Here is a 13,912-nt window from a genome sequence, read left to right as displayed (position 1 = left end):
GCCGCTCGGATGCCTCCTCAGAGCTCTCGATGCCTTCCCATACCGATTCCCGCCGTTCGTCGGGCATGTCGTCCGTTGTTTCTTTCCGCCGCCACCCGCTGGCGCTGGCCTGTGCCAGCCTGGCCCTGGCCGCCAGCTTCGGCGCCGCTGCGCAGGACCACGCGCCGAGCGCGACCGCGCTGGACACGATCACCGTGACCGCCGAGCACCGCGAACAGAACCTGCAGGAAGTGCCGGTGTCGGTGGGCGTGGTGCAGGGCGAGCGCATGCGCGACTTCACCGCCGGCGGCGACGACACCCTGCTGGCGCTGTCCGGCCGCGTGCCGAGCCTGTATGCGGAAACCACCACCGGTCGCATCTTCCCGCGCTTCTACATCCGCGGCCTGGGCAACATCGACTTCTATCTGGGTGCTTCGCAGCCGGTCTCCATCATCCAGGACGACGTCGTGCTGGAACACGTGGTGCTGAAGTCCAACCCGGTCTATGACGTGGACCAGGTGGAAGTGCTGCGCGGCCCGCAGGGCTCGCTGTTCGGCCGCAACACCACTGCCGGCATCGTCAAGTTCGACACCCTCAAGCCGACCGACGAGTACACCGGTCGCGTCAGCGCCAGCTACGCCAGCTACAACAGCGTTTCGGTGGATGGCGGCTTTGGTGGCCCGATCAACGACATCGCTTCGTTCCGCGTGTCGGCGCTGTACCAGCACCGCGACGATTACGTTGACAACACCTACACCGGCCCCAGCGCCGATGGCACGGTCAGCCCGAAGAAGAACGCGATGGGCGGCTTCGACGACCGCAACGTGCGCGCGCAGCTGCTGCTCAAGCCCAGCGACCAGTTCTCGATCCTGGCCTCGGCCCATGCCCGTGACTACGACGGCACCTCCACCCTGTTCCTGCGCAACGCGCTGACCAAGGGCTCCAACCAGACCGACGTGCCGCGCGACAAGGTGGCCTACGACGAGGCTGACAACAACCCGCAGGCCTACAAGACCTACGGCGGCTCGGTGAAGGCGCGCTATGACTTCGGCGCGGTCGATTTCACCTCCATCACTGCCTACGAAACCACTTCCGGCTACAGCCGTGGTGACACCGATGGCGGTGCCGCAGCCAACTACCCGGTCAACGGCGTGGCCAACGGCTATGGCCAGTCGATGGGCCAGATCCGCGACCTGGACCAGTGGACCCAGGAATTCCGCCTGGCCAGCCATGATGACAATGCCCTGCAGTGGCAGGCCGGTGCGTTCTATTTCAACGGCAGCGATACCACCGATTTCTACCAGCGCGCGTGGTTCCTGCAGGGCGCGGCCCGCAACCCGAACAACTGGGTGCGCCTGCGCAACAAGAACACCTCGTGGGCAGGTTTCGGCCAGATCAGCTACGCCTTCACCGACAAGTTCAGCATCACCGCCGGCCTGCGCCAGACCCGTGACGAGAAGCACACCCGTCTGCTGAAGACTGCCGACACCGCTGCGGGCGTGGTCACCTACAAGGGCCGTACGGACGTGAAGATGTCCGACACCACCCCGAGCTGGGACCTGAGCGCGATGTACCAGTTCAACCCGAACGTCAGCGTCTATGCGAAGGTGGCGCGCGGCTTCCGTGGCCCGACCATCCAGGGTCGTTCGGCAGTGTTCAACGCCGATTTCACCACTGCGGATTCGGAAACCATCGTGTCGTGGGAAGCGGGCGTGAAGAGCAGCCTGTGGGACAACCGCCTGCGCCTGAATGCCACCGCGTTCACCTACACGGTCAACGACATCCAGCTCAACGGCAACGATTCGGACGGCAACGGCGTGCTGTTCAACGCCGACAAGGCCAAGGCCTACGGCTTTGAAGCCGACATGGAACTGCGCCCGATCCCGAACCTGACCCTGAGTGCCGGCCTCAGCCTGCTGCACAGCGAGATCCAGGACAAGCGCGTGTACGCGCAGGTCTGCGCGCTGAACGGCGCGGTGGTGTGCACCGTGAATGATCCGACCATCAAGGTCGGTGCGAATACCTTTGCCCAGATCGACGGCAACCCGCTGCCGAACGCGCCGAAGTACAACGTCAACCTGGCCGCGCGTTATGACTTCCCGGTCAGCGATGCCGGCACGATGTTCGTGTCCACCGACTGGAACAAGCAGGGTTACACCAGCTTCGTCCTGTACGACAGCAAGGAGTTCAACTCCAAGGGCGACTTCGAGGGTGGCCTGAAGCTGGGCTATTCCGGCAACTATGGTGCCTACGAAGTTGCCCTGTTCGCGCGCAACATCACCAACGAGAAGAACCTCAAGGGCGTGATCGAGAACTACATGGCCGCGGTCTACAACGAGCCGCGCACCGTGGGTGTTTCGCTGAACATGAACTGGTAAGCGCTGGCTCCCTGCAGCGACCGGCAACGCCCCGCACCTGCGGGGCGTTGTCGTTTCTGCAGCCGACGTTACCCTGCCGGGTTGCCATGCGGGCGACCGCGACCCGGTAGAGTCGACTGCCAGTCGACTGCTTTTGGTGATGCGGTCGAACAGCCCGCGCTGCGCGCGATAGTCGACTGACAGTCGACTCTACCCAGTCGGCTCCACCCAGCCGACGTGCGCTGGGGATGGCCGCCACCCGGTAGAGTCGACTGTGAGTCGACTGCTTTTGGCGATGCGGTCGAACAGCCCGCGCTGCGCGCGATAGTCGACTGACAGTCGACTCTACCCAGTCGGCTCCACCCAGCCGACGTGCGCTGGGGATGGCCGCCACCCGGTAGAGTCGACTGTGAGTCGACTGCTTTTGGCGATGCGGTCGAACAGCCCGCGCTGCGCGCGATAGTCGACTGACAGTCGACTCTACCCAGTCGGCTCCACCCAGCCGACGTGCGCTGGGGATGGCCGCCACCCGGTAGAGTCGACTGTGAGTCGACTGCTTTTGGCGATGCGGTCGAACCGCCCGCGCTGCGCGCGATAGTCGACTGACAGTCGACTCTACCCAGTCGGCTCCACCCAGCCGACGCACCCAGCCGGGGCTGCGGTGCGGACCGCCTCAACGCGGCGGCAGCAGCGGCTGCAGGCGGGCTTCCAGCTCCTGCTGGCGCCAGCCGGCCAGGGCGGCCGGCCACTGGCGGCGTTCCAGGTAGCTTTCCAGGTGCTTGCGCGAGGCCAGCACGCCATCGGCCAGGCCGAGCTCGCGGCTGCGCTCGGCCACGGCGTCCTGCAGCGCCTTGATCGTCTTCTTGCCGCTGTCGCTGGCCTGCATGGCCAGGGGGGCATCGGCTTCGCCGTCCAGCGGCGTGGACAGGGCCTGCCAGACCGCACCGGCCAGCTTGCGCGGCGCCTTCGGGAACTGCTCGAACAGCTTGGCCAGCGCGGCTGCATCGGCGGGAGGCGTGCGCGCCAGGGTGGCGGCCAGTTCGTTGTCCAGGATCCAGCTGCGCGGGCGGTCGCTGCTGCGTGCCTGCGCGTCACGCCAGCGCAGCAGGCGCAGCAGGCGGTGCTGGGCCGGCGCGTCGAGGAACTGCGCCGAACGCATGCCCAGGTGCGGCCAGCGGTCTTCATCGTTGGCCACGCTGGCCAGCAGGCGCTCGCCATCGTCGTGCAGCCATTGCTGGCGGCCCAACGCTTGCAGTTTGCCGTCGATCGCGTCATGCAGCGCGAACAGGTGTTCGACGTCGTCAGCGGCGTACTGCAACTGCGAATCCGACAGCGGCCGGCGCATCCAGTCCGATCGGGTCTCGCCCTTGGCAAGGGCGACGCCGGTGATTTCCTGCACCAGCTTCTGGTAGCCCATGCCGGCACCGATGCCGGCCAGGGCCGCGCCGATCTGGGTATCGAACAGCGGTCGCGGCAACACGCCGCAGGTCCACTTGAACGCCACCAGATCCTCGCTGGCGCTGTGCATCACCTTGGTGATGGATTCGTCGGCCAGCCACGGCGCAAGTGCTTCGGGCATGCCGGGAATCAGCGGGTCGATCAGCAGGATGTCATCGCCCACGGCCATCTGCACCAGCGCAAGCTGCGGCCAGAAGGTGCGTTCACGGATGAATTCGGTGTCCAGGCCGATGCGGCTCGGGCGCTGCTGGCGGTACGTGTCCAGCTCGGCGGGGGTGGTGATCCAGGTTGCCACGGGTCAGGGCCTACTACTCGGGTTTGCTCAGGCAGGGGAGAATAGCCTAACGTCGGTCCGCGTCCGTGTTGAAGGAGCTCCCCGCTTGCGTTTTCCGCTGTCCTCCGCGCTGTGCACTGCCCTGGCCATCGCCCTGGCCGGCTGTACGCCACCGCCTGCGGCGCCGGAAAGCGGTGCTGGCGAGGAGCGCGCGGCCCAGGGCCCGGCTGTCGAGGCATCGGGGCAGGGCACGGTGACCATCGCCGACGATGATGCGGCCGAGGACATCCAGCATTGGACCCCGCCGCGGGTGGACCGGCAGCAACGCAGCCAGGCGCAGCTGCGCCGTGCCGCCGAGCAGGCCTTCGCCCGCGATCATCTCTATGAGGATGCCGATGCGGCCATTCCGCTGTGGCTGGCCGTGCAGGAGGAGGACCCGGATGATCGCCAGGCCCGCGCCGGCCTGCAGCGGGCCCGGCAACGGCTGCTGCAGCAGGCCGACGCGCTGCTGGCGCGCCCGCTGAAGCAGCGTGAGGCATTGGTGGAGGCCGGTCGCCAGGCGCTGGTGCTGCTCACACTGGCGCCGAAGGATGAGCAGGTGCGTGCCCTGCAGGGCCGGGTGGAAACCGCGCAGCGCGCCGTGGCCTACAACCGTGCCGGTGAGGACGACCTGCGCGCCGACCGCATCGGCGAGGATGGCGACGGTGCCATCCCCAACTTCCGCGAAGCGCTGGCGCTGGACAAGGACAACCGGCGTGCGCGGCAGGGTCTGGCCGCGGCCGAGAGCGGGCTGATCCGTCGTGCCGAAGAGGCGGCGCGCGCGCGCGACTTCGCCAGTGCCGGCGGCTGGTTGGCCGAGGCCAGCAAGGTACGCAACTCGTCGCCGACCATCGCCGATGCCTTCGAGCGCATCGAACAGATTCGAGCCACCGCCCTGCTGCAGCTGCGCGACGGCGGTCTGCGCGATCTTGCCACGCCGCAGGGCCTGAAGCCGGCACGCGAGAAGCTGGCCGAGGCGCTGCGCATCGCCCTGCCGGGTGATCCGGCCGTGGCACAGCTGCGCGAGCGCATCGATCTGGCAACCCATTACGGCAGTTTCCGCCCAGGGCAGGTGTTCAGCGATGCGCTGCGTGATGGCGGTCGCGGCCCGCAGATGATCGTGGTGCCGCATGGCGGCTTCCAGATGGGTGCCGGGGATACCGAGCCCGGGGCCACCGACGCCGAGCGTCCCTCCCACTACGTGCGCTTCGAGCGTGGCTTCGCGATGGCCATCACCGAGGTGACCGTGAATGATTTCGCGCGCTTCGTGAAGGCGACCAACGCACGCCCGCGCGCCACCCGCCGCGGCCATTCGGTGGTGTACGACGAGCGCAGTGGCAACTTCATCCGCCGCAGCGGGGTGGACTGGCGTTCGGATTACGACGGCAGCCAGGCCATGGGTAATTCGCCGGTCATGCATGTGAGCGTGCGCGACGCGGAGAACTACGCCACCTGGTTGTCCGAGCAGACCGGCCGCTCCTACCGCCTGCCCAGCGAGGCCGAGTTCGAGTACGCGATGCGGGGCGGCAACAGCGGCCGCTATGCCTGGGGCGATGCAGGCCTGCCACCGGAAGGCAGTGGCAACTACACCGGCAGCCGTGACGTATCGCCGTCGGGCCGGCACTGGCAGAACGCTTTCGTCGGTTATGGCGATGGGTGGTGGGGCCCGGCACCGGTGGGGACTTTCCGGGCCAATGCCTTCGGCCTGCACGATCTGTCCGGCAATCTCAGCGAATGGGTGGCCGACTGCTGGCATGCCAGCTACCGGCGAGCACCGGCCGATGGCGCGGCGTGGTTCAACCCGGGGTGCCGTGCGCGGGTGATCCGCGGCGGCAACTGGGCCAATGCCCCGGAACAGACCCGCGCAGCCTGGCGCCAGTCACAGGATTCAGATACCACCAGTGCACGCATCGGCTTCCGCCTGGTGCGCGGTATCTGAACCCACGCGGGCTTCACCCGCCCAAGGCCGCAGCGCACTAAGATTGCGCCGTGCCCGCCGGCCGGCGGGGTCTGCTGGAAGACCTGCCGATGCGCAACGATCCCTTTTCCCGTTCGTCGCAACAGGGCCCGCGTCGCGGCCTGTTCGGCAACATCCGCTGGTGGGTGCTGTTGTTGGCAGCGGGTTACGCGGCGTTCTACTGGTTTTCCAATCGTGCGGTGGATCCCTATACCGGCGAGAAGGTGCTGATCGACAGCAGCCTGGATGCCAGCCAGGAAAAAGCGCTGGGCCTGCAGGCCTACCAGGAGATCCTGTCGCAGGAGCGGCCGCTGGATCCGAACGCGCAGATTTCGCGTGACATCCGCGCGATCGCCCAGCGTCTGATTGCCAAGGTGGACGTGGTGGAAACCGCGCTGGCCCAGGAGCACGGTGTGCAGCCGGGGCATTTCTCCCGTGATTTCGAGTGGGAGGTCAATGTCATTCCGTCCGATCAGGCCAATGCGTTCTGCCTGCCGGGCGGGAAGATGGCGGTGTACACCGGCCTGGTACCGGTGGCGCGCAGCACCGATGCCATGGCGGTGGTGATGGGCCATGAGATTGCCCATGCGCTGCTGCGGCATGGTGCGCAGCGCATGGCGCAGCAGAAGCTGACCCAGATCGGCCAGGTGGCCGGCGCGGCCAGCGGCATGGATGCGCAGCAGCAACAGATGATGATGTCGGCGATGGGCTACGGCTACCTGTTGCCCTACGCGCGCAGCCACGAAACCCAGGCCGACGAGGTGGGGCTGATGCTGGCGGCGGCGGCGTGTTTCGATCCGCGCGAGGCGGTGCCGTTGTGGGAGCGGATGGGGCAGGCCAGTGGCGGTCAGGCGCCGCCGGAATTTTCCTCGACCCATCCCAATCCCGGCACCCGCATCCAGAATCTGCAGGCGCTGATGCCGAAGGCGCTGGAGTACCGGCAGAAGTTCTGCGAGCAGGCGCGTTGAGGGGAGTGTTTTTTTGCAGGGCTTGCAGCCCTGCACCTGCTGCGGATCAACAGCAACAGCAACAGCGAAAGCGAAAGCGAAAGCGAAGGCGGGCTATCCGTGGGTTGGCGGGGCGGGTCCGGTTGAGGGGGACGCTGCAAGTACGTCCCTGTAAGCTCGGTCGCCGCTTGCTCGTGTGCGCTGTCCTGCGCACACGGCAAGACCGGGGTTGGGCGTCCTGCCCAACCCGCCCGAGGCATGCCTCGGGCCCATGCGGCTCACGCCCCCTCAACCGGACCCACCCCCGCCTTCGACAGTTTTCTGCGGTCTGCCGGAACGGCACGGGGTCGGATCCCGTTGCTGCGCAACGGGCTCTGACCCCAATCTGGAATTCGATATCTGACAGATTTCATCCACGCATGGTGTGGATCTACCGGCCGCCGGATTGCATCTCGGGGAGAGTCCCCTGAGTCAGGGGGCGGCCGCGAAGCGGCGGGGGTCTGGACGCTGGTAAGCGTGGGAGCGACAGCGCGCATGCGATGTCGTGCACCCAAGCCCTGCAGAACAACCCCTACTTGACCAGCACGTCAATCACGCCGTCGCCGACGCGTGCCTGCAGTGCATCCCCCGCCTGCACCTGCCCGACCTCGCGTACCAGCGTGCCGTCATCACCGCGGGTCAGGATGCTGTAGCCCCGTGCCACCGTCGCCAGCGGGCTCACTGCTTCCAGCGAGCGTGCCAGCCCGCGCAGGCGCAGGGCATCACGTTGCAGCAGCCGCTGCAGCGCCGCCTGCGGGCGGCCGCGCAGGGCCGCCAGGCGCCGCTGCATCTCATCCAGCTGGCGCTGCGGATGGTGGCCGCGCAGCACCGCTGCCGCATGCCGCAGGCGCGCCGCACGTCGCTCCTGCTGCTGGTTGAACGCCGCATGCAGGCGGCGGCCCAGATCCACCTGGCGGCGGCGCAGCATGTCCAGCCGCGCCTGCGGGCTCTGCGCATTCAAGCGCAGCAGCGCACGGTCGGCGCGCTGCATCGCCTGCTGCATCGTGTGCCGCTGCAACTGCACCATTCGCGCAGCCGTGCGGCGCAGGCGCAGGGCCAGTTCGCGCTGGTCAGGCACCAGCAGTTCGGCCGCCACCGACGGCGTCGGCGCGCGCAGGTCGGCAGCGAAATCGCTCAGGCTGAAGTCTGTTTCGTGACCCACCGCCGAGACCACCGGCGTGCCACTGGCCGCGATGGCACGCGCCAGGGCTTCATCATTGAACGCCCACAGATCTTCCAGCGAACCACCGCCGCGGGTCAGCAGGATCACGTCGTAGCGGCCACTGGCATCGGCCGCCTGCAGCAGGCGGGTGATCTGCGCGGCGGCCGTGCTGCCCTGGACCAGGGTCGGCAGCAGGTCCACTTCCAGCAGCGGAAAACGGCGCGCCAGTACGCTCAGCACATCCCGCACGGCCGCACCGGTGGGCGAGGTGATCACCGCCAGGCGCTGCACATGGGCCGGCATCGGCCGCTTGCGTGCCGGGTCGAACAGACCCTCGGCCTCCAGGCGCGCCTTCAGCTCCTCGAAGGCGCGGCGCAGCGCGCCTTCACCTGCTTCCTCCATGTGGTCCAGCACCATCTGGTACTCACCACGGGCGTCGTACAGGGTGACCTTGCCACGCACCAGCACGCGCATGCCTTCGCGCGGCACGAATTTCAGGTACTGCGCCTTCATCCGGAACATCGCCGCACGCAGCTGCGCGCGCGCGTCCTTCAGGGTGAAGTACAGGTGCCCGGAGGCCGGGCGGGCCACGCTGCCCAGCTCGGCTTCAACCCAGATCGCCGGGAAACTGCCTTCCAGCAGGTCGCGGGCGAGGGTGTTGAGCTGGCTGGGGGTGAGGACGTCGTTGTTGCGTGGCTGCATGGGTACGGCGGGCGCGGGCGGAGCAGGGCGCTCAGGATCGCACGTCAGCGCGCGCCCTGCTGGGCCAGCGCCCACTGCACGTGTTCACGCACCACGGGCGAGGGGTCGTCGATGCGGGTGTGCAGGGCGGCCAGCGCATCGGCTGAGGCCGGCGCGTTGCCCAGTGCCACGGCGATGTTGCGCAACCAGCGCTCATGGCCGCTCCGACGGATCGGGCTGCCTTCCGTGCGGCGCAGGAACTCGGCCTCGTCCCAGGCGAACAACTGGTCCAGGCGCGCCGTATCGAGGTTGTTACGCGCACGGAAATCCGCTTCGTCGGTGCGCTTGGCGAACTTGTTCCAGGGGCAGACCAGCTGGCAGTCGTCGCAGCCGTAGATGCGGTTGCCGATCAGCGGCCGCATGTCTTCGGGGATGGCGCCGTCGTGTTCGATGGTCAGGTAGGAAATGCAGCGCCGCGCATCCAGCCGCTGCGGGCCGATGATGGCCTGGGTGGGGCAGACGTCGATGCAGCGCGTGCAGGTACCGCAATGGGCGGTGGCCGGTGCGTCGATCGGCAGCGGAATGTCGATGTAGATCTCGCCAATGAAGAACCACGAGCCGCCGTGGCGGTCGATCAGGCAGGTGTGCTTGCCGATCCAGCCCAGCCCGGCGTTGCGCGCCAGCGCACGTTCCAGCACGGGCGCCGAATCGACGAACACGCGGTAGCCCAGCGCTGCCACCTCATCGTTGATCTGGCTGGCCAGCTTCTGCAGGCGGTTGCGCATCAGCTTGTGGTAATCGCGGCCCAGCGCGTATCGCGCGACATAGGCGCGGCCCGGGTCGGCCAGGGTGGCCCAGGCTTCGGTGTCGTCCTTGTGGCTGTAATCCATGCCCACCGAAATCACCCGCACGGTGCCCGGCAGCAGTTCGGCCGGGCGTGCGCGCAGGGTGCCGTGGCGGGCCATCCACTCCATCGTGCCGTACAGGCCCTTGCCCAGCCAGTCGGCCAGGTGCGCTTCATCCTCGCCCAGTTCGATGCCGGCGATGCCGCAGCGCTGGAAGCCGTGCGCACGGGCCAGTTCACGGATGCGCGCGACGGCCTGGGCGGGATCGAGAGGGGCGGGGACGGGAACCATGCGCGCCAGTATAAAATCCCGGCATGCCTGATCTCTCTCTTCTCTTCGATACCGCCGCCGCGCGCACGCTGGATGAGCGGGCATCGGCACTGGCCGGCGATGGCGGCTGGGGCCTGATGAGCCAGGCCGGCCTGGCCGCGTGGCAGTGCCTGCTGCAGCAGTGGCCTGACGCCCGGCAATTGTGCGTGGTGGCCGGCAGTGGCAACAACGGCGGCGACGGCTACGTGCTGGCGACCCACGCCCTGCAGTCAGGCCGTCAGGTGCGCCTGTTCGTGCTGCCAGGGAAGCCGCCGGCAACGGCGCTGGCGCGGCAGGCGGCTGCAGCGTTCGCCAGCGCAGGGGGCCAGGTGGAAACCATGGACGGTGCGCTTCCGGCCTGCGATCTGCTGGTGGATGCGTTGTTCGGGCTGGGCCTGGACCGTGCACCGGACGCGGATGCCCGCGCGCTGATCGAGGCGATCAATGCGCAGGAAGCCCCCGTGTTCTCGCTGGATGTACCCAGTGGCGTGGATGCCGATCGCGGCCAGGTGCCGGGTGCAGCGGTACGCGCGCGGATGACGCTGCAGTTCATCGCCAACCACCGGGGGCTGTTCACCGGTGACGCGTTGGATCATGTCGGGCAGCGCCGTCTTGCGCCGCTGGAAGTGGACGACACGGCCTGGGAGGGCGTGAACGCCAGCGCGCAGCGATGGGCCGCCGATCGCCTGGGCAGACTGCTGCCACCTCGCCGCAACAATAGCCACAAGGGGGATTCCGGCCACGTGCTGTGCGTGGGAGGCAACCACGGCAGCGGCGGGGCCGTCGCCCTGGCGGGCGAGGCGGCCCTGCGGTCCGGCGCCGGCCTGCTCAGCATCGGCACCCGCCGCGACCACGTCGGACCGCTGCTGGCGCGGCTGCCCGAGGCGATGGTGCATGCGCTGGAGGACGGTGATGCATTGCCGGACCTGCTTGCAAAAGCCCGTGTCGTGGCCATCGGCCCCGGCCTGGGCCAGGACGATTGGGCACGCGCCCTGTTCGCGCGCGTACTGGCCTGCGGCAAGCCGCTGGTGGTCGACGCCGATGCGCTGAACCTGCTGGCGCGTGACCCGCGCGCGCTGCCCGATGCCATCCTGACCCCGCATCCGGGCGAGGCCGCGCGGTTGCTGGAATGCACCACGGCCGAGATCCAGGCCGACCGCTATCGCTGTACACAGGCGCTGGCCGAGCGCTACCACGCGGTGGTGGTGCTGAAGGGCGCGGGCAGCATCGTGGCCGCCCCTGGCCGCACCCCGCGCCTGATCGCGGCCGGCAACCCCGGCATGGCGGTGGGCGGCATGGGCGACCTGCTGACCGGCATCATCGCCAGCCTGCGTGCGCAGGGCCTGGATGCCTTTGACGCGGCCGCGTGCGGTGCCCTCCTGCATGCGCTGGCCGGTGATGCCGCCGCGCTCGACGGCGCGCGCGGCCTGCTCCCTACTGATCTGCTGGCGCCCCTGCGGCGGCTGGCCAACCCGGAACGTCCGCAATGACTGAATTCTTTCTGGCCGACAGTGAAGCCACCGAACGACTGGGCCAGTGGCTGGCTGCCACCCGTCCGCCGCAGGCGGTGGTTGAACTGCGGGGCGACCTCGGTGCCGGCAAGTCCACCACGGCGCGTGCGCTGCTGCGTGCGCTGGGCGTGCAGGGCGCCATCCGCAGCCCCACCTACACCTTGGTCGAGCGCTATCCGCTGGCCACGGGCGGCGAAGCCTGGCACCTGGACCTGTACCGCATCGGCCAGGCAGGAGAGCTGGATTTCCTCGGCCTGGATGAGGGCAGTGCGGTGCTGTGGCTGGTCGAATGGCCCGAGCGCGGGGCCGGCGCGTTGCCGCCCACCGATCTGGTGGTGGCGCTGGAAATCGAGGGGCAGGGGCGTCGTGTGCGTCTCACTGGCTCGAGCGACGCCGGCCGGGAGTGGCTGACCCGCCTCCCCGAAGGGGGCGACTTGCGGCCCATTTCTGTCGACTGACGAGAACAAACACCGGCAGGTTACGGATTATTAAGGAAAAAGGTGTTGCATTCCGTTCAGCGGGGTGATTGAATCCTGAGCCATGCGCCTGGGGAACCGTCTCATCGCCATCTGTGCCGCCGTCGGACTGGGTCTGACGAGCGTCTGCGCCTGGGCGGGCGAGGTCCGTCAGGTCCAGTTGAACACCGGGGCGACCGGCACGCGTGCGGAAATCGCTCTGGTCGGCAGCGGTGGCTACAAGACCCTGTCGCTGTCGTCGCCGAACCGTCTGGTGATCGATTTCCCCGATTCCAGCGCTGTGCACAACCTGAAGATGCCGGCCGCGCAGGGCGTGGTGACCGCCGTCCGCACCGGGCAGCCGGTGCCGGGCACGTTCCGTGTGGTGTTCGACCTGGCCGAATCGGTCGCGCCGTTCCGCCCGCAGATGCAGCGCGAAGGCAATGAATCCACGCTGGTGATCGAGTGGCCCGGTGATGGCCCGGCCACGGCTGCCAGCCGTCCCGCGCCTGCGGCCACCGCGCCGGCTGCACCTTCGGCAGCCAGCACGACGGCCGCACAGAGCGCCCAGTCGCACGGCGATGCCGCCCGCGCCACCGCACTGCTGACCGCACAGGTGCAGCAGCAGGCCAGCGCCAGTGCAGCCGCACCGGTTGCGCCGGCACCCGCCCCGACCGCAACCCCCGCCCAGGTGGCCGCTGCAGGCATCAGCGCCAGCAGCACGCCGTCGGCTTCTTCGCCGGCCGCCATTCTTGCCGGGCAGCCGACCCGCGCCGTGGTTGCCAGCGCACCGGCATCCCCGCCGGCCGCCGCCCCCGCCGCAGCGCCGCGACCGGCCATGCCCAGCGACGCCTCGCGCGTGCGCATGCAGCCGGGCATGCGCCACCTGGTGGTGGCGATCGATCCCGGCCATGGCGGCCAGGATCCAGGGGCGATCGGCCCAACCGGCAAGCGCGAGAAGGACGTCACCCTGGCGGTGGCGCGTGAGCTGGCGCGCCAGGTGAACGCCACGCCGGGGCTGAAGGCCTATCTGACCCGCGACAGCGACGTGTTCATTCCGCTGCCGATGCGCGCGCAGAAGGCGCGTGCGAACAAGGCTGACATCTTCATTTCGATCCACGCCGATGCGGCCGAGAACCGCTCGGCCACCGGTTCGTCGGTGTACGTGCTGTCCACCAAGGGCGCCTCCTCGCAGCGCGCGCGCTGGCTGGCCGACAAGGAAAACGCGGCCGACCTGGTCGGTGGCGTGCGCCTGCAGCAGACCGAGGGCACGCTGGCCAACGTGCTGCTGGACCTGGCGCAGAGCGGCTACATGAAGGCTTCCGAAGACGCGGCCGGCCATGTGCTGGGTGGCCTGAAGCGGATCGGCAACAACCACAAGCCGAACCTGGAACGCGCCAACTTCGCCGTGCTGCGCACCTCGGACATGCCCGCGATGCTGGTGGAAACAGCCTTCATCTCCAACCCGGACGAAGAGCGCCGCCTGATTGACCCGGCTTACCAGCGCAAGGTTGCCGGTGCGGTGCTGGACGGCGTGCACACCTTCTTCAGCCGGCAGCCGCCGCCGGGCACGCTGTACGCCGCCCGCGCCCAGGCCGAGATCGACGCTGCCGCCACCATGGCCGGCGGCAGCAAGTAACCCGCCGAAGGCGGGTTACTGCGTTCCGTGGGGCCTTGCCGGCGGCCGGTAGAGTCGACCGTTGGTCGACTACGCGCGCGGCGCGGGGTTCATGTATCCGACGCAGCGCAGTCGACCAACGGTCGACCCTACCGCGCGCGGCGCGGGGTTCATGTATCCGGCACTGCGCAGTCGACCAACGGTCGACCCTACCGCGCGCGGCGCGGGGTTCATGTATCCGGCACTGCGCAGTCGACCAACGGTCGACGCTACCGCGCGCG

At 68.6% G+C, this 13,912-nt stretch carries 9 protein-coding genes; 6 read left to right on the top strand and 3 right to left on the bottom strand.

From position 1 onward, the window contains the following. Positions 1-29: 29 nt before the first annotated feature. Entirely contained in the window at positions 30-2,357 is a 2,328-nt protein-coding gene (locus tag C1924_RS13175; protein ID WP_108765716.1) for a TonB-dependent receptor, read from the top strand. Positions 2,358-3,009: 652 nt separating this feature from the next. Here C1924_RS13175 and rnd read toward each other — a convergent pair. Further along, complete coding sequence (gene rnd / locus C1924_RS13170) at positions 3,010-4,089, bottom strand: ribonuclease D (RefSeq protein ID WP_108765715.1); 1,080 nt, start codon at positions 4,087-4,089, stop codon at positions 3,010-3,012. A gap of 85 nt (positions 4,090-4,174) precedes the next feature. On the opposite strand from rnd, the gene C1924_RS13165 reads away from it, so the two are divergent. Together C1924_RS13165 and C1924_RS13160 are read left to right on the top strand one after the other, a co-directional pair. Then, complete coding sequence (locus tag C1924_RS13165) at positions 4,175-6,046, top strand: formylglycine-generating enzyme family protein (RefSeq protein WP_108765714.1); 1,872 nt, start codon at positions 4,175-4,177, stop codon at positions 6,044-6,046. An 89-nt stretch (positions 6,047-6,135) separates the two neighbouring features. Then, positions 6,136-7,032 carry a M48 family metallopeptidase gene (locus C1924_RS13160; RefSeq protein ID WP_108765713.1) on the top strand — a complete coding sequence of 299 codons (897 nt, stop codon included), beginning with the start codon at positions 6,136-6,138 and terminating at the stop codon, positions 7,030-7,032. Positions 7,033-7,582: 550 nt separating this feature from the next. Here the strand turns inward: C1924_RS13160 and xseA are convergent. Continuing rightward, on the bottom strand, positions 7,583-8,914 hold the full coding sequence (gene xseA, locus C1924_RS13155; protein WP_108765712.1) for an exodeoxyribonuclease VII large subunit: 1,332 nt from the start codon (positions 8,912-8,914) through the stop codon (positions 7,583-7,585). A 44-nt stretch (positions 8,915-8,958) separates the two neighbouring features. Then, complete coding sequence (queG, locus tag C1924_RS13150) at positions 8,959-10,029, bottom strand: tRNA epoxyqueuosine(34) reductase QueG (RefSeq protein ID WP_108765711.1); 1,071 nt, start codon at positions 10,027-10,029, stop codon at positions 8,959-8,961. Positions 10,030-10,052: 23 nt separating this feature from the next. Here queG and C1924_RS13145 point away from each other — a divergent pair, with 23 nt between their 5' ends. From C1924_RS13145 to C1924_RS13135, 3 genes are all read left to right on the top strand, one after another. Beyond that, positions 10,053-11,537, top strand: a complete 1,485-nt coding sequence (locus tag C1924_RS13145) for an NAD(P)H-hydrate dehydratase (protein ID WP_108765710.1) — start codon at positions 10,053-10,055, stop codon at positions 11,535-11,537. Continuing rightward, entirely contained in the window at positions 11,534-12,016 is a 483-nt protein-coding gene (gene tsaE / locus C1924_RS13140; protein ID WP_108765709.1) for a tRNA (adenosine(37)-N6)-threonylcarbamoyltransferase complex ATPase subunit type 1 TsaE, read from the top strand. Before C1924_RS13145 ends, tsaE begins: the two co-directional genes overlap by 4 nt. Positions 12,017-12,098: 82 nt before the next feature. Next, positions 12,099-13,652, top strand: a complete 1,554-nt coding sequence (locus C1924_RS13135; RefSeq protein ID WP_108765708.1) for an N-acetylmuramoyl-L-alanine amidase — start codon at positions 12,099-12,101, stop codon at positions 13,650-13,652. The last annotated feature ends 260 nt before the right edge of the window (positions 13,653-13,912 follow it).

Source organism: Stenotrophomonas sp. ESTM1D_MKCIP4_1 (assembly GCF_003086895.1).
Taxonomy (GTDB): domain Bacteria; phylum Pseudomonadota; class Gammaproteobacteria; order Xanthomonadales; family Xanthomonadaceae; genus Stenotrophomonas.
The sequence above is the reverse complement of the archived record's forward strand: the minus strand, read 5'-3'. Positions and strand labels throughout refer to the sequence as shown.